Consider the following 20,217-nt stretch of genomic DNA (forward strand, 5'->3'; position numbering starts at 1 on the left):
AACCCAAAATGATGAACAACAATTTGATACTGACTATTTATATTTATTGACAAAAGAAGCGATTAAAACTGAAAATTTTTAAAATATTGAAAAAATTAAGGATTTAACAAGTTCTTATAAAATATCGCCAATTAAAATAATTTTATCAAAACCATTTACTAATAAAATCATTGAATTAAGTTTTACTTCTCCTAACGGGTGTTATATTGGTAATTTAAAATTAAAAAATAAACAAGGGAAAGTTCCTAATTTGATTGCAAAAGAAGGAACAGTAATTTTTCCTAAGTTATTTTTTCCATGGCAGTTAGAGCCAAATATTTCAATGACAGATTTTTGAAATGGAAATCAAATTATTCTCCTAAAAGATATTTTTACTTTTTTGGATTCAAAAGGAATTAAATACAATCAATAGTTTTCATTACAAGATTTCTTACAACTTGGTGGTTCACAACCACCTTCATCAGTTCAAATTGCTAAAGCAAAAAGAATTAAGTTTAATGCTGTTTATGATGGAAATGATCAAGTTCCAGCTTTTGATAGTGGAACTGGGACTGCGTATTATGACAAAAGACCATTTACTAATCGTAATAAAGTTTTTGAATTAAATTTAGATCAAGTTACAATTTTTCCTAACTCAGATTTTTCTAATTCTGATAATACGAATAAAACTTTATATCAATCAATTGCATCATATGGACTAGTACCATATCAATAAGCAACAAAATTAAATTTAATTATTAATCTTGAAATTATTTTAGAAGGTGCGATCCCTTCTTCGGACGCTTTTGAAATATTGAAAAAAATGTTGACATATAGTTATTGAAAAGATAATGAATTTGATGGTGCAACAGAAATAGTAAAAAAAGAAGATCAATGAGTTGAAATAATTAAAAATGATAAAATTTATAAAATTAGATCTTTGTTTGAAGGGCAAGATCGTTATGCAGTAATTACCAATTTACGAATGGCATGAAAAAAATCCCACAATAGTTTTAGAAAATATAAGTATGGTTAATCGAATTGAAAATGCATTAGCAATGCTATCAAGTAATTTAAAATCAACATATTGTATTAACAAAGGGGACAATGACGATTACAAAATTTTATTACCATATTATTTTGAAATTACTAACCCATTAGAAAGACCATATCAAGATGATTACCAAGAATATAAAGATATAGTTGTTAAATTAAAGTCAAATTATGGAGTTTTTACTGAAAAAGGATTTGAATTTAACCAAGATATTATATCAAAGAACTATATTTATAAATTAGATTATAATAACTTTTCATTTCCGGAAATTAATAATTCATTAGAAACTAGTTCAATTCCCTCTACAATGTCCTTAGATCAGCAATTAGCTAATGGTAGTTACTCAAAATATTTAGCACATCGAGTTACTAATCTTAATGAAGAGATAAAACAATTATATGGTTCTTATGGTAGTGGCAATATTGAATTTGATGCATATAATGACAGCATTACTAATAAAGGCGAATTTAAACTACAAACTGCATCGTATGTGACAGAACTATTAATAAGTTCAATATCTGGTTATGGTACATGAGAGTTTAGAATGGTTGATGAATATAATGAGACAGTTAAATTTACAATTGATTTATTTGATAGCACTGATCAATCTAGGTCATTAATATCCCTTATATTTATAAGGGTTTTTATTTGCCAAAACCCACGAGCGCTCGCGCACATGTTTTCTAAAAAAAGATTTTCCTTGACTCCAATTTAAAAATAGTGGAGAATTATGTATATTTGTAAATATGAATGGAATGAAGATTTGCAAATAAGAATAATTGTAGAGGTCTCCATACTTTTAGAATTCGCCGCAAGAAAAATTTTTTTGAAAACATAGTGCGCTAGCGCGTAAATTTATTGACAAATTAAGAAAAATAGTGCATCTATATTGATATTAAAACAAAAGAAATAATTAACTTAAATTGAAATGAACAAAACTGTAATTTTAATATTGATGTATTAGCTAAGATTTTTATTGTCAAATTTTGTGAGCCAATATCAAAACCAGCAATATTTAAAATTTTAACTGGGGCAAAAGGGTTTGGAAAATCTTATCTTATTTGTTTATTAGCTTTATTTTATACATGCAATTTTTTAGATTGAAATTGTCTACTAGCACGGTATACTTACATATCCGCAAAAGATAACTACTATAAAAAAATGACAAGAGTGATTAATAATCTAGTTGAATATGGCGTTACGATTAAAGAAGCTATTGATGAAAAAAATAAAGAAAAGAGCTAGTGATAATTTATTCGAATACAAATGACCAAATGGAAGAATAATTAAAGTTGTTGGTTTTGATAATGGAAGTACTTGAAAAGGGCAAGACGCATCAGTAGGATAATATGCCTTTTTTGGTTTATACGAAGTCATTCCATTGGATGCAACAATTTTAGATGAAAACGAATATATGTATCGATTATTCAATATGATAATTCAAATTTCACGTGGGAAAAATATTACAACTACAAGAGAACTAGTTCCACAATTATGTTATTCAGACGAGGATGTAACAATGGAATTGCGAAAAGAACAGGTTATTATTTTTGGTTTCAATAATCATAATGCTGATCATATTATTTATGAGACATTTGTTCAATCGATTTTTCCATTAACAGATGAAGTTCAAAAAGAATTAGATAACAATGATATATCATATTTTAATGATCCAACTTTTATGAATAATATTGGTGTAACAGTTGTCAGAGGCACTACTAAAGTAAATAATAAAAATCTTAGTCAAAGAGTATTTGATTTAGGAAATTGATTAAATGAAAATAAACCAGAAGTATATGATTCATTATTTCGTGGAGGAGAAAGACAATTTAATGCTGAACGTTATAGCTATAAAAAAGATTTAATTACTGGCGCAAAATTTTTTAATTCAAAAGATTTTTTTTGAAAAGATATGAATAAATATTGATTTACTAAAATTAAGATTGGTGCTGATTATGCTGATAGTATCAAAGGGTAAGACGATGCTACTCAAATTTTAATAGGATTTGAATTTGACAAGGAAGAATTTATTGAAGGAATTTATATTCTTGAAGAACAATCAATATCAAGTACAGAATTTAAGGATATGACTGAAAAAGTTGATAGTATGGTTAATAAAATTAATAGTTGATCACAAATTTATCATAACTTAAAAGAAGACTTTAGTTATCGTATTGGACATGACGCTCGTACAGTTGGCCATTTTTTTAGAAAAACACTACTCGAAAATAATGATTGGAAAAATATCGATTTAGATATTACAAGATTTTCTACTATTTTAGTTACTGGTGTAAAAGGATGAAGTGTACAAGATCGACACTATAAATGAAAAAGATTATTAGCCGAAGGAAAAATTTATTTTAGTAATAATTTAGATGTTTATAAAACGTTTAATGATAAAGAAATATTAGTAAAAAAGAATGGTTATTTATATCAAGAATTATTTAATTGTATTAATAATGAAAAAACTAATATTCGTGATGAAAAACCTGGTGTAAATAAATTGGATATGATCAATGCAGCTGAATGTTGTCTGAGCTATTTTAGATTTAAGTTATTTAAAAATTAAAATTGTGCTATAATTTTATTAACGATATTAGTTAAATTCTTAAATGTGTGGGGTTTCCACAAATTTAAAAATTAGTTATACTAGTAAAACAAATTAAAAAATGATAAAATACATATTGTATAAATACCTTGCTATAAAATTAAGAGACATAAATTGAGTAATTTAAGAAAATAGATGGAGAATAAAATGCTTAAAAAAGGTAAATTAAATTCATGATATTCAATAATATCATTTTCAATTTTTAAAATCCGCCGTTCAATGGCAGTTTGATTTTTAGTATTATTGTCACTTGTTTTATTTGGTGCAATTGCGATTACTCTTTTTTTATCTTCAACAAATATTTATGATTTTTTAAAAAATTTTCAATATGGAGTGTTTATTTTTAATAATATTTTATTATTATTGTTTGTGTTGTTAGTTATCATTAAAATTTTTGGTCGAGAATTTGAAGATGGGACATATTTACTTTTAATTTCCAAACCATATTCTCGATTTACTTTATTTTTCTTAAAATTAATTTCACTTTGAATTTTGATTATCTTTTTCTTAGGAACAATTATTTTATTTGCTTTAGGAATTGGTTATATTGGTTATTTAATTAATAATGATCCAGAGTATTTACAAGTTTATCAAAATTTATTATTGAAATTATTTTTATATTCTTTAGCATTATCTTTTTTTTCATCAAGTGGTATTTTATTTGCGGTAACTTTTTTAAATTCACAAGTAGTTTTATTAATTGTTGTTATTTTCTGTAGTTTATTTTTAGTTGGTGGGATGCCATATTCGTTAATTATGAGTTTATCTAATACAATTGATTTATCATTTGTTCACACTAATATGACTAAGCAGCCTTATCCTGTACATATTATTAAAAGTACAATTAATTTTAAAAGAAATTTAGAAAAAAAATTAATTAAATATGATAATTTAACTAGAAAAATTTGAGATTTTTATAATTCGTGAGATTATGATGATTTAGATAAAGTTTTTAAAACGCGAGACTATGAAAATATTACAAGTAATCCTAATTTGCGAATTAAACGATTAGAATTTTATCAATCATTAGGTTTAACAAAACCAAAAGAAGATAGTTATACAATTAGCCAACTTAATAAGTGAGATAAAATAACAAAATATAAATATGATAATAAGGATGAAACCATTTTTGAAATTTTTAATAAAGTTGGCGGAAGTAATCTTCAAATGAAAGTAAACTTTGCGACAAATTTCTTTTTCAAATCACCAGGAGAATTAGATTCAAATAATGAAATTCATCAAGAATTACTTGACGCTATTAACTTTATTGGAAGAAGTGCAAAATCGTGAGACTTGTATCTTAGAACAAATGATTTATATGGAAATTCATTATTTTACTTTGATTTAGATAAATCCTATTATAGTTTATCATCATCTGATATTAAAGTAGGAACAGAAAAACGAAAGTTATCTGAGCCAAATGGATTTAATCCAGTAAATGTTTTTCGTTCTGAATTTGCTCGAGTTGATTCAGAATATAATAATGGTACTGAGTTTCAAGATTGAATTCTTAAATATTTTGGAGCTGAAGATATAATTGAAGATGGTTTTGAAATTAAAACACTTTATGTTTTAAGAGAAATTGAAATTAATATTTTAAAAAAAATAATGGATTATAAATTACTTGAAGGTGTACCAATTAAAATAAATACCGAATGACAAAAATATGATGATTTAATGCAAACTTATGAATTAATTTCTAAAATTAATATTATTGAACATTGAAATCAAATTTGAACAAGTTCTTTATCATATATTCCATTTTGATTTGAACCATTGCAACGAAGTAATATTGATTTTAGTGTTCAAAACAATTATTTAATGAGTTATCAAGATTTCCCAATAGCATTACAACAAGATAAAAAAGTTGACCTTGATGTACCACCATTTTTAAATATTAATTTATTGTTATATGTTTATTTAGGAATATCTGGTTTATTTTTAATTAATGCTTATTTAATTTTACGTCGCAAAAATATTACTTAAGGCAGGGGAAAGGAGATGTTAAAACATGAATAATAATTCATTAGTACTTAGCGATGTGGCAATTACTTCGCGTAATTTTAGCAAAAAGTTTAAAAATAGTATTGTTGGTCCATTTAATTTTAATGTTAGTCGTGGAAAATTACATGCCATTTTAGGTGCTTCTGGAAGTGGAAAAACAGTTTTCATTAAATCTTTAATTGGTGGTTTAAAGGGCTTTCATGGTGATATTACAATTTTTGGTAAAAAAGCAACAAAAATTAGTATGAAAAAAATGATTGGTTATGTTCCTGAGTTTGTTACTTTTCCTGAAAATATTAGTTCTTATAATTTTTTAAAATATTTAGGAAAAACAAATGGTTTACGAGGGAAATATCTTTGTGACCGCATTGAATATTTAATGAAATCATTAGAAATTTGAGAACACCGTGATAAAGATGTTAATTCATTTTCATCAGGAATGAAAAAAAGAGTAATGATTATTCAAGGTATTATTCATGATCCTGAAATTTTAATTTTAGATGAACCAGAAGCGGGATTAGATATTAATAATCGAAAAAAAATTATTTTTTACTTAAAACAATTAACACTCCGCGGTAAAACTGTCTTTTTTTCATCCCATTTACTAGATGAAATTAAAGACTATATTGATGAATTTACAATGGTAATGAATGGAACGCAAATTTATACGGGGCAATTAGCTGCCTTTAATATTAAAAATAGTTATTATCTAGTGACTAATAATCCCCAAGCAATGATTCGTTATTTTAATTCAAACCGAGTACCAAACTGATATGATCGAGCAAATAATTCGTTAAATTTTGTTTTAAATTCACCATTACATTTATATTATGTCACTCAATATGCATTAAAAAAACAAATTAAAATTGCTAAAATTAGTGAAGTTGAATTTTCATTTGATTTTCTATTACAAAAATTAAATATTACGCTACCTCCTAATATGACTACTAATCGTAAATTACGAAAAAAACAATTGAAGAAATAGAAACAAGGTTATTAACCAGCATAAGTTTTAAATGTAATTATGTAACAAAATTAAAGAAAGTAATCTTTAAAAATATTTTAATGGGCATTAAAGTATTTTTTTTATTATAATTAAATTAGGTCCAATATTTAAAAAAGGAGCAAATTGTATGAAATTTGATATTTCAAAAGAAAAAATTGAAAGTACATATAAAAAAATTAAAAACCATATTATTAAAACACCATTGATTTTTGCAACAAAATTAAGTCAAATTACTGGCAATGAAGTATATTTAAAATTAGAAAACTTACAACGTGCCGGTTCATTTAAACTACGTGGGGCGTTAGCAAAAATAATGGAACTAAAACATGAAATAATTGCAAAAGGAGTAGTAGCAGCAAGTGCTGGGAATCATTCACAGGGCGTTAGCTTTGCAGCTAATTTATTAAAAGTGCCAGCAACAATCGTAATGCCGCAAACAGCACCAATTAGTAAAATTAATGCCACAAAAAATTATGGTGTTGAAGTAATCTTACATGGTGATTTTTTTGATGATGCTAACAAAAAAGAATTATAAATTGCTAAAGCATAAAATAAAGTTTTTATTCATGCATTTAATGACCTTGATGTTATTAGTGACCAAGGAACAATTGCAATTGAAATTTTAGAAGAAATACAAGATCTTGATTATGTTCTTGTTCCAATTGGTGGTGGGGGCATTTTGTCAGGGATTGCCACTTATATCAAAGCAGTTAATCCAAAATGTAAATTAATTGGAGTACAAACCCAAAATGTTCCAAGTTATTATGAAGCACGAAAAATTAATAAACCATTTTTTGTTCAAGGTAAGTTGTCAATTGCTGATGGAATTGCTGTTAAACAATGTGGGGATATTACTTTTAATATTTTAAATAAACATGTTGATGATGTTATTTTAGTTTCAGAATCAGAAATTGCAGAAACAATTTTATTTTTATATGAAAAAAAAGTGACAAAGAATTTAAATTAAATGTTAAAAATAAGAAAATTGCCTGTGTCCTATCAGTAGGTAATATTGATGTAATAACATTTTTAAATATTACTAACCGTGCGTTGATTAACCAACGTCGTCGAATTATTTTAAAAATTGATGCCCCATTAAGAAAAGGACATATTAGTAAAATCACGAACATTGTTGATTCCCATGGGCTTCAAATTTATCAAATTTCTGATTTTCAATTAGAAAATAGTCTTGAAATTAATCGTGAAATTATTCGCTTAGTAATTGATATTAATATGTGGATTGAATTAACAAAGATTGCTGTTGATTTGGAAAAAGCAGGATATACGGTCATGGAAAAAGAATTTATTAATTCAACATAATGGAATTAATTCATACTGATCAAGCACCACAAGCCGTAGGTCCATATTCCCAAGCTATTAAACTTGCAATTGGATTTTTGTATATTTATGGGCAATTAGTATTAAATCCTGCAACAATGCTTTTAGCCGATAATATTAGTGATCAAACAAGACAAGTATTAGCAAATATTAATGCTATTTTAACCGCTGCAGACTATACTAAGGACAATGTTATTAAAACAACAATTTTACTGATTGATATTAATGATTTTGTTGTTATTAATGAAATTTATGAACTTTTTGGGACAGTTGCAAAGATACGGGTTCTTAGTTAAAAACAAGATATAATCTTGTTTTTTCTTTTATGTATAGAAAATTTAATTTAAGGAATTGAAATTATGCAAACAAAATATTATTTTATTTTGCGGTCCTTAGTAATTAAGTATGGAAAAGATAATGTTATTAATACTGTTAATAAGATAGTAACTAATAATGTAAAAGAAAATGAATAAATTATTCCGCGTAATTTATTAGCGGTAATTTATTCAATATTGTTTATTTTTGAGCGTAGCGAACACGCGGAGCGTGTCGCGCAAGCTAAATTTTTAGGAGGAATTAAATTATGCCAGTATGGTTAACATGAATATTTAGTATAAAAAAAATTGAAAACAAGGAGGATAAAGAATAATGTTAGGTATGTGTTTAACAACAGCTGTTAATTTTCTAGCTACAGATACTTCTACTATTTCAGGTGGAATGGATTCTATTTGAAGCGGTTTGGGACAAGCAATGATGAAAGTTAAAGATGTTGTTTATTATGTGTTACCACAATTAATGACCTTTTTAGGTGATGCTTGAATTATTTTAATTCCATTTGGATTATTTATTATTATTAAGATATTAAACTTTTTCCGTGTCATGGTTAAAAGCTTTTAATATTTATTATAACTGATCCATTATGGCACACTAGCTTTTATGTGAGTTGATTAATTATAAACGTATAATTTTATATTTTAATAGCCATTAATTAAAACTAAGTAGTTATTTTCAGTGTGCCTTAATTTTTAATTTTATATATTTAACAATGTTTATTACAATACATATACATTATTTAAACATTAGTATAACAATGTTTATTACAATACATATACATTATTTAAACATTAGTATAACAATGTTTATTACAATACATATACATTATTTAAACATTAGTATAACAATGTTTATTACAATACATATACATTATTTAAACATTTTATAGTAAAGGAGGATTAGAATGAAATTTATTAGTCCGTTGTCTTGGCCAGGTGGAAAAGCTAAACACTTTGATAAAATTAAAGCATTATTATCGGCTAAACCAGCAGTTATGTAACAAAGTAGTTTTTAATGATTTGCATACTAGTTTAATTGAATTTTGACAATATGGTATTCATTTAATTGAATTGGATTATTTGAAAAAATTAGCATATCCTAATTCAAAAACTATTAATGAATTGAAAGAAAAAATGTTTAATGATTATTGTTTAAATTTTGGTGAAGAATTTTTAATTAAGAACGCATTAACATTTAATGGTGAAGAATGAGGTACTTGAACAGATAAAAAATTACAACAAAATTTTAATGTTAATAAATTATTGAGAATTCAAAATGTTAGAAGACTATTAGTTGATCCTAAAAATAATATTGAGTTCTATAATTTGGACTATAAAAATATTATTAATAAATATTATATGGATAAAAATATTGTTTGATATTTAGATCCACCATATTTTTATAATGAAGGAAGAGTTTATAAACATTCAAAAATGAACTTTTATGAACTAAAAGATAATATTTTAAATATTAAAGGTAAATGAATTTTAAGTATTGATAATTCTGAATTTATTAAAGACTTGTTTAAAGAATTTAATATTAATGAATTTAAATGAGTTTATAGTTATATTAATTGTCATAATAAAAAGCCAAAACTTGGCCAAGAATTAATTATTACAAATTTTAAGGAGTGTGATTAATTATTAAACTTAAATGTCAAATTTGTCATTCTATTTTGAATAAAAAATTTGTTGGTAGTTTGTTTTGAGTAATGTATCATAAACCAAGTTATAAAAGTAGTTTTAATACGGCATTGTGTAAATATAATATGGAAAGTAAGGTGTTTTTATGAGTTTTTATAAGAAGAATATTAACGTACAAAATTATTTTATTCGAACAGAATTTATAGTTTTTCAAACTGACAAAGCTTCGTTTATAAATTTACCTAACCACAATAAACTTATTATTTAATCAAAAACCAATATAGCGATTATGATTAGGTAAATTTATAAAACTTGCTTTATCTGTTTCAAAAGGAATAAGTTCCTTGCTAATAAAATAATTTTCTATATTTTGATTTTTCTTAATAAAACTACTCAATTTTTTCAACTCCTTTATAACAATTTAAACAATAAAATTCATCAAATCGTAATCTTTTCATATCATTAAAACAAGTTTCACATTTATATTCAAAATAATTAATCATTACTTATCATCTTCTAACTAAATGTTTGTTTAATAAACAATGTTATATTTAATGTTTATATATTGTTTATTTATTGATAAAAACATTGATTATTAACAATGTTATACATAATGCTAATATATTGCTTATTTAATGTTTAATAAACAATGTTATTAACAATGTTAAATATATAAAATAGTAAAAATTGGCACACTGAAAAATACTATTAAGTTTTAAAGTAATAGTTATATAAAATAAATTAATAAAAAAATAAGGTCGCATGTAAAAGATTGGGGTTTTTGTTTTTAAATATTATTTAGTTCAATAAAATAAAGACATTTTTTTCTTGTTTTTATAAAAAACCCCAATTTTCTTTATACGACCAAAAAATAAACTAGTGTGCCTTAATTTTGTTTAAAATAACTTAAAATATAGTGTTATATTCTATTAAAATCCTTTAACCATATATATGACGGAAAAAGTTTAATATCTTAATAATAATAAATAATCCAAATGGAATTAAAATAATTCACGCATCACCTAAAAAGGTCATTAACTGCGGTAAAATACCATATACAGCATCTTTTACTTTACCCATTGCATTACCTAACCCAGTTCAAATAGAATCCATTCCAGTCCCAAAAGTAACTGCATCTGCTAAAAAATTCATTATTTTCTATCCTACTTTTTTTCAAGTTCTTTTTTTTTCTTTTTTCTTACCTTGAATTTGTCTAACTTTTTGATAAATTGATAAACCAATTCACGCAAAAATACCTAACAAAATTAAAATACTAAATATTCATGTTAATCATACTGGCATGATATAATTCCTTTCAATAAATTAAAAAATTGAAATTTGCAAACTCGCTCCGCTCGTTGTCGCTTTGCTCCACTTAAAAAACATTATTGAATAAATTATCCGCTAATAAATTACGCGGAATAATTTATTCTTTTACTTTTTAATTTCAATATCTTTTGCAATCTTATTGACAGTATTAATAACAATATCTTTTCCATACTTAGTTACTAAGGACCGCAAAATAAAATAATATTTTGTTTGCATAATTTCAACCCTTTATTTAAAATATTAATAAAATTTATTTCTAAAACTGTAAATACCACAAAAGTACAAAATGTATGTGGTTTCTACAGTTTAAAAAGAAATTGGCATTTTTTGCTAGTTTTACGGCAATAACAACAGTAACACCATTAGTTGTTTCGTGTGGAATTAGTTTAGATTTGTTAGCAAATCGTTTAATTACCGATAATGTTTTTCGTTCTATTTTTAAATCCCCCTTAACATCATAGTCAAGTGCATCAACAATGTTAGTTGTTGATAATAAAATTTTAGCTGATGTTCTTGGAACATTAGTAGCAACTGATAAATATAATCGTAGTTTCGGTGATCTTGCTGAGCAAAAAGATAAAACATCAAAATATGTTGGAATTCCTAATGCTGATCAAAGTGAATGAAAATATAAAATTTCACCACAAGCAAAATGATTTAATTATCAAGGTAATTTTCAACGGCAAGTTAAAGCTAGTGATATGATTAATACTGCTAAGTTTGTTTTATTTCCAAAGAATTTATCGGCAACATCAGGATTATGACGAACTTTTATTAGTTGGGCACAAGAAATTTGAGAGTATTTTCAGGCAGGTAATTATCAACCAGATTATTATAATGATCCAATTTGAAAAAAATTAGGAATGACAATTAATGAGGCTGATGATGAAATTACCATTAAATTAACAAAGTCAGCAGAATATTTTGATACTTTAATGACTTATTTAGCTTTTGCATCATTACCAGAAAAGGCATTACGACAAGGTTATAATTTATGGGACCAATTATAAAAATATTTGGTATTCAGGAGCATATTTAGTTGAAAAATATAGTTCAACTTCACAAATTTTATTGCGAAAAAACCCTGCTTATAGACATGCCAAATTAACATACATTGATAAATTAAATTATACTTATTTAGCAAATAATGATGTTTCGCATGAACGTGTTTTATTTGAATCAGGTGATGTTAATGATTTTCTAGTTGAACCAACAGATAGTAATGGTTGAAAGAAATATGTTGGTTCTAATCCTGCTAATCCAATTTTTAGTGGTGCATCAAGTATTATTAATCCTGATCCAACAACATATACAATTATTCATAATTATGCGAATAGTGATATTTTAAATTCAAACCCAGTTCGTGCTAAGCAAGCATTAAATGCAAGTAAGGCGTTACAATATGATAAAGTTCGAAAATATTTATCAACCCAACTAGACCGTAGTAAATTTGTTAAATATTATTCCGAAGTCCTAGATGATTCACCAACTTCCAAGTTTTTATGAAATGTTTATACTGCATGTTATTTTGTTTATAATGGGAATGTTGATTATGCATCATATGTTGAAGAAGCATATGCAAACCATTTTTTAGATGGTAATGCAATGGCTTCCAGCCAAATATTAAAAGATGGTAGTGATGCTTTATATCGTAACAAAGATTTATTAAAAAATGATGATAATATTTTAAATGATATTCGCACTTGATTACAAACAAATATTGGTGCTTCACAAGTTGAATTTCGCTTTTTAATGAATGTAGCATACAACACATTAACAATTAATAAATTTTTATTGAATATGATTGACTCATTTAACGCTGAAAATGATGTAATTAAAATTATTTCAGATATTACTGTTGACGCTACAGAATATAAAACCCGTTGTAAAAAAGCAGATTGAGATATGCAAGCAGGAGGATGGTCACCAGATTATGCTGATCCATATACTTACTTACATACCCTTTCCTTAGGTGGTGATTTACAATATTATTTTGGAACTTCACGGATTTTTAGTGACCTAAAATTAACAAATAATCTTGCACCAGACTATGCAACAGTTAAGGATCAATTGAATAATTCATATTGAAATCTTTTAAAAAATACAACAGCAATTGAAAATTTTTATAATGTTTTTAAAAATTATACTAACCAAGTTGCGGCAAGTGATGAAATTACTGATCCCGTTCGCTTAGCTGATCGTTATCGAGGCTTTGCCGAAGTTGAATTTAATGCTATTTATACTAATTTTATGTTTATTCCAGTTTATGTTCCAAATAGATCATATCAAATTCGAATTTCATATGTAACACCACGAACACAAGTTACAATTGGGTATGGTAGTTCAAAATATAAACATTGAGGAATGGTTTTAAATCCGTACTTACTGACGACACAAGAACGGCAAATTATTGAAAAACGTTATCAACAACAATTAGCAATTATTCAAACTGATTATGCGGCGTTTAGGGAGGATTATTAATATGAAAAAGTTGTTAACATCTTTTACGGCTTTAATGGTTATTAGTGTTCCTGCGACTGTTGTCAGTTGTGCTAGAATGGAAACGCGTGATCGTAGTAAAATTTCGTTATCTTTATTTAAAAGTGAATTAGCTTTAATTCCTGTTTTTGAAACACAACAACCAACCACAAAAGTAACTAAAACGATATTTCAAAATGCAGTTTATGATGCATTAGAAACAAACGCAAAGACAGGCATTATTATGAGTACAAATTATTGCTAATAAGAATAGTATACATTTTGCAGATAAAACTGATATTATTTCGATAACATTATATCAAACCCAACCACTTGCATTAGATACCATTACATTTAATTATGAAGCAAAAGTGTTAAAAGCCTTACCAGTTGAGGATATGATGACTTATTTTGCTATCTTAAATCCAACATTTTATTTCTCACCCCGTCATTTTGCAATTACTAAAACAACTGATTATGTTATTATTAAGGCGTTATCAACCTCAAATCGATATCGTGGTGAAAATCGTATTAATATTTAGGTTACCTTACAATTTTATAAAATTAAAATATTTGGAGAAAATTTGTTTAAAAGAAATTTTATCCTTTTTATTGATTTTAATAACTATCTGTTTAAAATTACGATATAATTAAACTACGAACAATAGAAAAGGAAGAAGAAGATGATTAGTGTAAACGATTTCCGCCCAGGATTAACGTTTCAATATGAGGGTAATATTTACGTAGTAATTGAAGCACAACATTCAAAATCTGGTCGTGGGCAAGCACATGTTAAAACAAAAGTTAAAAATTTGCGTAGCAATGCAACAACAAATATTACTTTCACTGGTGGTGATAAAGTTGAAAAAGCAATGATTGATAAGGTTGAAATGCAATATTTATATGATGATGGTACAAATGTCATTTTTATGGATACGCAAACTTATGAGCAATTAGAAATTCCCTCAACTAATTTAGTTTGAGAAAAAAACTTTTTAAAAGAAGGAGTAATGGCTTCTGTTACCAAATATGATGGTGAAATATTGGGAATTATTTTACCAGATAAGGTCGATCTAACAGTTACTGAGGCAGAATCAGCAGTAAAAGGTGATACTAGTTCTGGTGCAATGAAAAAAGCAGTGTTAGAAACTGGCTGAGAATTACAGGTTCCGTTGTTTATTAAAGAAGGCGAAGTTATTACTGTTTCAACTAGTGATGGAAAATATTCCGGACGAGCTTAATTTTAACAATTCATAAAAGGAGAGATTAAAGATGAATAATAATTTTAATGAATTAATATTTGAAAATAATCATCGTGGGACAATTGTTGTTAGTTTATTAACAATTAAAAAGATTATTTTATATGCAATCCGTGATATGACTCACCAATATTTTGTAGATAAAGTTGAATGTCGTATGATTGATAATTCATTATTGCACATTTATATTAGTGGAAAAGTAATGGCAAAAGAAAACCTAAATGATTTAACAGTTGAAATTAATGAAGCAATTATGAAAGAATTAAGTTATTCGTTACAAATTAAACCAAAAAATATTAGTATCACTTATCATCATTAATAATTTAATAGCGAAGTAACTATAGAAAAAAGAAAAATATTATGAATTTGGTAATACCTTGCAAAGTTATTACCAAATTTTTATTTATATTATTAATTTAGCAACATAACAAAATTATTACAATTTCAGAAAGGAAATACAAAATGAAAAAATTACTACGTTTATTATGTGTATTAACTATCAGTGGAACTACAATGCAAACTGTTATTGCTGCTAGTAGTTATGAAAAAAATGATATAGAAAATTGTAAAAGAAAGAAAAGAGAAAATAATGATAAATTTTTACCAAAATTAATAAAAAATACTAAATTAGAAAAAATTCCTACAAATAGCGAAGAAAATATTTTAAACAAAGTTGTTCGTTTAAATAGAAATATTAATAGAAATGATATAACTATTAACAGATTATTAAATAATAAAGCACAAATTGTATTGCGAGAAACATTAGAAAATAATAGTTTCCCAGAAAATAATTTTATTTGAGTAACTTTTGAAACAGATCCTGATATTGAAATTCAAGTAGGTAATTCAATTTTTTATAATCTTAATCCTGTTACAAGTAATTCAAATAAAAATAATTATTCTTATGTATTATTTGATAATAGAAACAACTTTAATCTTGGAATAATACCAGATAATCGCGGAACTACAATTATACAATATATAATAAATAATTTTCCCAGTTTTCTAGATATTATTGAACCTTAAACCGATGTTGTTTTAGAAAACATTACTTATTCAACTGCAACTTTATTAACTTCAACATTTGGAAGAAATGATGCACAAATATTAGTAACATTTACCCCACAAAGAATTGACTTAAATTCAATAATTACAATTACTGATTTAGGAAGGATTAATAAGTTAGGTGTTGTAGAAAGAATATTTAACTTGTATCCTCAATTACGAAACACTAATATATATGTAAATTTTATTTCATTAACATCTGCAAGAATTTTTGTTTCAGATGATGACCCATTATATTTTGGTAGTGTTTCAGTTTCTTTTGAAAATAATGTTGTTGATAAAGAAACACAAAAAGAAGAAAACAAAAAAAATGATGATTCAGATTCAAATGAAAAAGATACAAAAATTAATTTGTTAGTTTGACCTAATGAACATAATAAAGGTTCAATTAAACCTTCAAAATTAACACTGCTAAAAGAAAGTGATAAGTATAAACAGACTGCAAATTTGAATAAAAAAAATAATCCTTCAGTAATATTAAAAAACTTAAATTTAAATTGAGACATAACTGGCCCAATTACAAATGATAAAAAAATCGAAAGTAAAAAAATAAATTTAATTAAATGATCAGATTATGCAAATAGTTTAAAAGAATTGTAAATTGTACTATGAAGTGTAGCACTTTATTTAATTTCATTATAACATCAATAAAATAAATGTTCAATATAATTTATTTTAAAAAAATTTAGTAGTTTTGTTTTAAATTTATGAATTTTGGCACACTGAAAAATAAAATGATTAAAATTTTTATAGGTAATTATATTAAAAATTAAACATTTGTATAAAAACTTCTTTTGAAGATATTCAATGTAAAGATTTTTTAAGTTTAGAGTTTATTATATTAGCAACTTCTTGATAATAATTTCTTGAATAAATACTTAAATCAATTCCTTTGGAAAATCAATGTCTAAAATCGCGGATTGCTCTTTCAACTTTGGGTTTTTATGTTGGAGTTCCAGCATCACAAAAATATACTTTAGCATTTGTTATTTTTTCAATTTTTTCTCAATCAGCAAATTCTTTGCCTTGATCTGTTATTATTCCTTTGCATCTATCTTTGAAAAATCTGTTAGAAAAAATTCGTTCTACTGCGTTTGTAACTTCTTTTGTTGTTTTTTCTTTTAATGATTCAATGATTTTAAATTGGGTTAATTCTTCGATTAAAACTAAACAAACACTATTGTTTTTACCAATCATAGTATCCATTTGAAATCAACCAAATTCATATTTATCATGTTTTGCTTCTTCAATAGTTCTAAAATTTCTTATTTTTTCAAGGTTATCAATTCTATTTTTTGTTTTATATTTTCTATCATGAAAATACAAATTATCTTTCTTGAAATTTAAAAATCCCAAATGAATATATTTATATAAAGTTTTAAAACATACCGGAAATTTAATACCAAACTCTTTTTCATATTTTTTACAGATTTGTTCTGGTGAATCATGAAATTTGTTATATTTTTCATCTAGTCATTCTAAAATATTTAGCAATAATGATGATTTTTTAAAACATTTTTGTCGTTTTTGTAAATAATCTTCGTGTGCTAATTTAGCATCATATTCATTATCTTTTAACCTTTTTATTTCTCGTCTAATTGTATTGCTATTTTTATGCAATATTTTTGCTATTTTAGATATATTGGGTTTACCATTTTTTCTTTTTAAAAAATCAAGTTCTAATAAATCTTTTAACATTACTCTTTCTTTAAAAGTAAAATGATGCTTTGTTTTATCCATTTTAAAAAATCCTTTCTTTTATATACAAAGTTAATTATATAGTTTTTTGAGGTTTTGGGCGAGCGGTTGATTTTCTTAAATTTTTGTGATAAAATGACTTGCAAGTTAAAAAAATTTTGAGGTTCTTTCAAACAAATTTGGGAACTTTTATAAAATTCTTCGCTTAACGCTTAGAATTTTTCCCAAGTATTTTGAAAAGCGCGGCAAAAGTTTTTTTAAACTTTAAGGCATTTTTCATAAAATTATGAAAATCACCGCGAATCCAGATTAATACAATATAATCACAATAATAATCATTTAAATAACTTCCTTTCTCAAATATGCTTAAAAAGTGTTTGTATATATATATATATATATATATATAATGTCAATAGATCTTGATAAAAAGTTTCAAGATTAGAAAGGAAATTATACAAAATGAAAAAACTTTTAAGTTTATTAAGTGTATTAACAATTAGTGGAAGCGCAATACCAACAACAATTGCCGCTAGTCCTCATCAAAATCAAGAAAATAATTTAGAAACTTTAAATAGAAATAAAAGACAAAATAATAATTTTATAAAATATAATAAAAAACTAATTATTGATAATAATGATCCAAAAAAATATAAATCGAGTTTAAATGAAATTATTAATTATTTAATAAATGAAAACATTTTAATATCAGTTTTTGAAAATAATAGTTCAGAAATATATGCATTAAATAGTAGTTATTTAAATAGTAATCACTATCTTATATTTCCTGTTTCTATAATTGATAATGAAGCGGGAGGTGAAATTGAGTTAGTTATTAGATTGAACGATTTTTATATTGTTGGTTTTATTAACATTATTAGGTACTTTTCAAGAAAATATTATTAGAAATTATTATTGATTATCCGACTCTGATCACCCCAATTTAGAATTAAGACATATAGATAATACTATTGCAGCTGATTTTCCTCTTCAATTTGATGAACATTATAATATTCTTTTAGGAGGTGCCGATAGTAGTCATTCAATTAATTGATTTTCTATTCAAAATGCATTTACTATTCTACATAATTGAAGAAATAATAATAGTAATAATAATTTAATAAAAAAAGCTTTAGGATATATAATTTTAGTAACTTCAGAAGCTTTAAGATTTAGAAGTGTTTTTAATTTAATTTTAAATAATATAATCGAAGGTTATAGCAATATATATTGAAATCCTGCAGAAAATAGTGATCATACCAATGTTCGTGCTATTGTAACAAATTGACAATCTATAAGCAATAATATTATTGACGCAATTAATAATATTCAAGTAAGATTTGGTAATATCAACGAAGTTATTAATGAATCATTTTATAATTTATTATCACAATTACCATTAAATACAATTACTCAGGCTCTTGCAAATACAGATGTTAAAATTATTCTTGGGTTACTTATGCATCCAACTTTAAATTGTGATAGAAGAACAAGAAGTATAAATAACAATATAAAAAATGAATATTGTGATGCGATTAAAGGGACAGAACAAAATTACCCTTTAAAAAATAAAAAAATAACTTCTGTTAAAATTTTAGATGAAAATAATAAAGGTGACAATTTAAAAAGTGGAGATATTTTTGTTGGAACAACTGAAGGACTTTATTTTGTTCGCAAAAATGAAGTAGTTTTAAAAGTAGATAATATTGATAATGATAAAAATGACCATACCGAAATAACAAGTATAAAAGAATTTGGCAACGGTAATTTTTATGTTTTTACAAATGACGAAAAAGTTTATTTTTTAAATACAAAACTTATAAATGATGAACATATTATAGGAGAAATATTATGAAATGCTGAAAGTTCTAACTTAGAAAAAGAATTAAAATTATATTATGATAAAAATAAAGAAAATAAAAAGTTAGATTTTGAATCAACATTACATAATTATTGAAATACAAAATCATTTTTACTAAATTTAGATAAAATTAACCCTGTTGAAAATTTTAATAAAATAGAATTTTTAGGAGATACCGATAATAATTGTTGAGGAACTATGGTAAATTGAGGAAGTTGAGTTTATACAAACAATTGTAAAGCAAGTTGAGGAAAAGTTAAAAAATTAAAAGGTCAAGATATTAATAGCTTTTTAAAAGATAAAAATAACAATTTTAAAAATATAATTGAAAACACAAAAAATAACGTACCACAAAATAAAGAACAAGAATTACAAAAATTTTGAGATAAAGATGGTGAAGCAAAAATAGAAATTAATCAAAGATTTGGATTAACTTGATATTGAGAAAATAATAAATATTATTTAAAAGTATTCGGATTACAATATTGTGAATGATGAGCTTCTGGTGCATCACTTAATTGTCATATGAAATTAGGTAATGGTATTAGATTATATAATAATTAAT

General features: G+C 24.9%; 25 protein-coding genes and 3 pseudogenes. 24 read left to right on the plus strand and 4 right to left on the minus strand.

What is annotated here, in order from left to right:
• Window positions 1-250: 250 nt before the first annotated feature.
• The 13 genes and pseudogenes from ABNT63_RS05475 (at window position 251) to ABNT63_RS05535 (ending at window position 9,962) form a co-directional block, all read left to right on the plus strand.
• A complete protein-coding gene (locus ABNT63_RS05475; RefSeq protein ID WP_348737109.1) occupies window positions 251-412 on the plus strand; it encodes a hypothetical protein in 162 nt (53 codons plus the stop codon).
• A gap of 381 nt (window positions 413-793) precedes the next feature.
• Window positions 794-1,015, plus strand: a complete 222-nt coding sequence (locus tag ABNT63_RS05480; RefSeq protein ID WP_348734798.1) for a hypothetical protein — start codon at window positions 794-796, stop codon at window positions 1,013-1,015.
• Window positions 1,008-1,748, plus strand: coding sequence for a hypothetical protein (locus ABNT63_RS05485; RefSeq protein ID WP_348734799.1), 741 nt, complete (start codon window positions 1,008-1,010; stop codon window positions 1,746-1,748). Before ABNT63_RS05480 ends, ABNT63_RS05485 begins: the two co-directional genes overlap by 8 nt.
• 504 nt (window positions 1,749-2,252) lie before the next feature.
• Window positions 2,253-2,381, plus strand: coding sequence for a hypothetical protein (locus ABNT63_RS05490; protein WP_348734800.1), 129 nt, complete (start codon window positions 2,253-2,255; stop codon window positions 2,379-2,381).
• A 33-nt stretch (window positions 2,382-2,414) separates the two neighbouring features.
• Window positions 2,415-3,011 (plus strand): hypothetical protein, encoded by a 597-nt coding sequence (locus ABNT63_RS05495; protein ID WP_348734801.1) that lies wholly within the window; start codon window positions 2,415-2,417, stop codon window positions 3,009-3,011.
• A gap of 108 nt (window positions 3,012-3,119) precedes the next feature.
• On the plus strand, window positions 3,120-3,602 hold the full coding sequence (locus ABNT63_RS05500) for a hypothetical protein (protein ID WP_348734802.1): 483 nt from the start codon (window positions 3,120-3,122) through the stop codon (window positions 3,600-3,602).
• 186 nt (window positions 3,603-3,788) lie between these two features.
• Window positions 3,789-5,627 carry an ABC transporter permease gene (locus ABNT63_RS05505; RefSeq protein ID WP_348734803.1) on the plus strand — a complete coding sequence of 613 codons (1,839 nt, stop codon included), beginning with the start codon at window positions 3,789-3,791 and terminating at the stop codon, window positions 5,625-5,627.
• A 25-nt stretch (window positions 5,628-5,652) separates the two neighbouring features.
• Window positions 5,653-6,630, plus strand: a complete 978-nt coding sequence (locus ABNT63_RS05510) for an ABC transporter ATP-binding protein (RefSeq protein WP_348734804.1) — start codon at window positions 5,653-5,655, stop codon at window positions 6,628-6,630.
• Between the two features lie 148 nt (window positions 6,631-6,778).
• Window positions 6,779-7,618, plus strand: a pseudogene (locus tag ABNT63_RS05515) (threonine/serine dehydratase).
• A gap of 83 nt (window positions 7,619-7,701) precedes the next feature.
• Window positions 7,702-7,971, plus strand: coding sequence for a hypothetical protein (locus ABNT63_RS05520; protein ID WP_348734805.1), 270 nt, complete (start codon window positions 7,702-7,704; stop codon window positions 7,969-7,971).
• A complete protein-coding gene (locus tag ABNT63_RS05525; protein ID WP_348734806.1) occupies window positions 7,971-8,285 on the plus strand; it encodes a Rid family hydrolase in 315 nt (104 codons plus the stop codon). The genes ABNT63_RS05520 and ABNT63_RS05525 overlap by 1 nt, the downstream gene beginning before the upstream one ends.
• Window positions 8,286-8,637: 352 nt before the next feature.
• A complete protein-coding gene (locus ABNT63_RS05530) occupies window positions 8,638-8,886 on the plus strand; it encodes a hypothetical protein (RefSeq protein ID WP_348734807.1) in 249 nt (82 codons plus the stop codon).
• Between the two features lie 389 nt (window positions 8,887-9,275).
• A complete protein-coding gene (locus ABNT63_RS05535; RefSeq protein WP_348734808.1) occupies window positions 9,276-9,962 on the plus strand; it encodes a DNA adenine methylase in 687 nt (228 codons plus the stop codon).
• 253 nt (window positions 9,963-10,215) lie between these two features.
• On the opposite strand, the pseudogene ABNT63_RS05540 reads toward ABNT63_RS05535, so the two are convergent.
• The 3 genes and pseudogenes from ABNT63_RS05540 to ABNT63_RS05550 all read right to left on the minus strand — a co-directional run.
• Window positions 10,216-10,362, minus strand: a pseudogene (locus ABNT63_RS05540) (DUF3627 domain-containing protein); the annotation flags it as partial.
• Between the two features lie 542 nt (window positions 10,363-10,904).
• Window positions 10,905-11,117: a hypothetical protein gene (locus ABNT63_RS05545; protein ID WP_348734809.1), complete on the minus strand. Its 213-nt coding sequence runs from the start codon at window positions 11,115-11,117 to the stop codon at window positions 10,905-10,907.
• A gap of 6 nt (window positions 11,118-11,123) precedes the next feature.
• On the minus strand, window positions 11,124-11,267 hold the full coding sequence (locus tag ABNT63_RS05550) for a hypothetical protein (protein ID WP_348734810.1): 144 nt from the start codon (window positions 11,265-11,267) through the stop codon (window positions 11,124-11,126).
• Window positions 11,268-11,584: 317 nt separating this feature from the next.
• Between ABNT63_RS05550 and ABNT63_RS05555 the strand changes: the two genes are divergently transcribed.
• The 9 genes from ABNT63_RS05555 to ABNT63_RS05595 all read left to right on the plus strand — a co-directional run bounded on the left by ABNT63_RS05555 (window position 11,585) and on the right by ABNT63_RS05595 (window position 16,696).
• Window positions 11,585-11,755 (plus strand): hypothetical protein, encoded by a 171-nt coding sequence (locus ABNT63_RS05555; protein WP_348734811.1) that lies wholly within the window; start codon window positions 11,585-11,587, stop codon window positions 11,753-11,755.
• 15 nt (window positions 11,756-11,770) lie between these two features.
• On the plus strand, window positions 11,771-12,304 hold the full coding sequence (locus ABNT63_RS05560; protein ID WP_348734812.1) for a hypothetical protein: 534 nt from the start codon (window positions 11,771-11,773) through the stop codon (window positions 12,302-12,304).
• Between the two features lie 61 nt (window positions 12,305-12,365).
• A complete protein-coding gene (locus tag ABNT63_RS05565) occupies window positions 12,366-13,775 on the plus strand; it encodes a hypothetical protein (RefSeq protein ID WP_348734813.1) in 1,410 nt (469 codons plus the stop codon).
• A gap of 1 nt (window position 13,776) precedes the next feature.
• The gene (locus ABNT63_RS05570) at window positions 13,777-14,037 is read left to right on the plus strand and encodes a hypothetical protein (RefSeq protein WP_348734814.1); all 261 of its coding nucleotides are present in this window, start codon (window positions 13,777-13,779) and stop codon (window positions 14,035-14,037) included.
• A 106-nt stretch (window positions 14,038-14,143) separates the two neighbouring features.
• On the plus strand, window positions 14,144-14,314 hold the full coding sequence (locus ABNT63_RS05575) for a hypothetical protein (RefSeq protein ID WP_348734815.1): 171 nt from the start codon (window positions 14,144-14,146) through the stop codon (window positions 14,312-14,314).
• A 141-nt stretch (window positions 14,315-14,455) separates the two neighbouring features.
• Window positions 14,456-15,013 (plus strand): elongation factor P, encoded by a 558-nt coding sequence (gene efp, locus ABNT63_RS05580; RefSeq protein WP_348734816.1) that lies wholly within the window; start codon window positions 14,456-14,458, stop codon window positions 15,011-15,013.
• Window positions 15,014-15,044: 31 nt separating this feature from the next.
• Complete coding sequence (locus ABNT63_RS05585) at window positions 15,045-15,350, plus strand: MMB_0454 family protein (protein WP_348734817.1); 306 nt, start codon at window positions 15,045-15,047, stop codon at window positions 15,348-15,350.
• Between the two features lie 143 nt (window positions 15,351-15,493).
• Complete coding sequence (locus ABNT63_RS05590) at window positions 15,494-16,057, plus strand: hypothetical protein (protein ID WP_348734818.1); 564 nt, start codon at window positions 15,494-15,496, stop codon at window positions 16,055-16,057.
• A 183-nt stretch (window positions 16,058-16,240) separates the two neighbouring features.
• Window positions 16,241-16,696 (plus strand): hypothetical protein, encoded by a 456-nt coding sequence (locus tag ABNT63_RS05595; RefSeq protein ID WP_348734819.1) that lies wholly within the window; start codon window positions 16,241-16,243, stop codon window positions 16,694-16,696.
• A 162-nt stretch (window positions 16,697-16,858) separates the two neighbouring features.
• Here ABNT63_RS05595 and ABNT63_RS05600 read toward each other — a convergent pair.
• A pseudogene (locus tag ABNT63_RS05600) lies at window positions 16,859-17,836 on the minus strand (IS30 family transposase).
• Window positions 17,837-18,253: 417 nt separating this feature from the next.
• On the opposite strand from ABNT63_RS05600, the gene ABNT63_RS05605 reads away from it, so the two are divergent.
• On the plus strand, window positions 18,254-18,697 hold the full coding sequence (locus ABNT63_RS05605; RefSeq protein WP_348734821.1) for a hypothetical protein: 444 nt from the start codon (window positions 18,254-18,256) through the stop codon (window positions 18,695-18,697).
• The gene (locus tag ABNT63_RS05610; protein WP_348734822.1) at window positions 18,648-20,216 is read left to right on the plus strand and encodes a ribosome-inactivating family protein; all 1,569 of its coding nucleotides are present in this window, start codon (window positions 18,648-18,650) and stop codon (window positions 20,214-20,216) included. Before ABNT63_RS05605 ends, ABNT63_RS05610 begins: the two co-directional genes overlap by 50 nt.
• The last annotated feature ends 1 nt before the right edge of the window (window position 20,217 follow it).

It is taken from the genome of Spiroplasma endosymbiont of Ammophila pubescens (assembly GCF_964020965.1).
Lineage (GTDB): Bacteria > Bacillota_I > Bacilli_A > Mycoplasmatales > Mycoplasmataceae > Spiroplasma.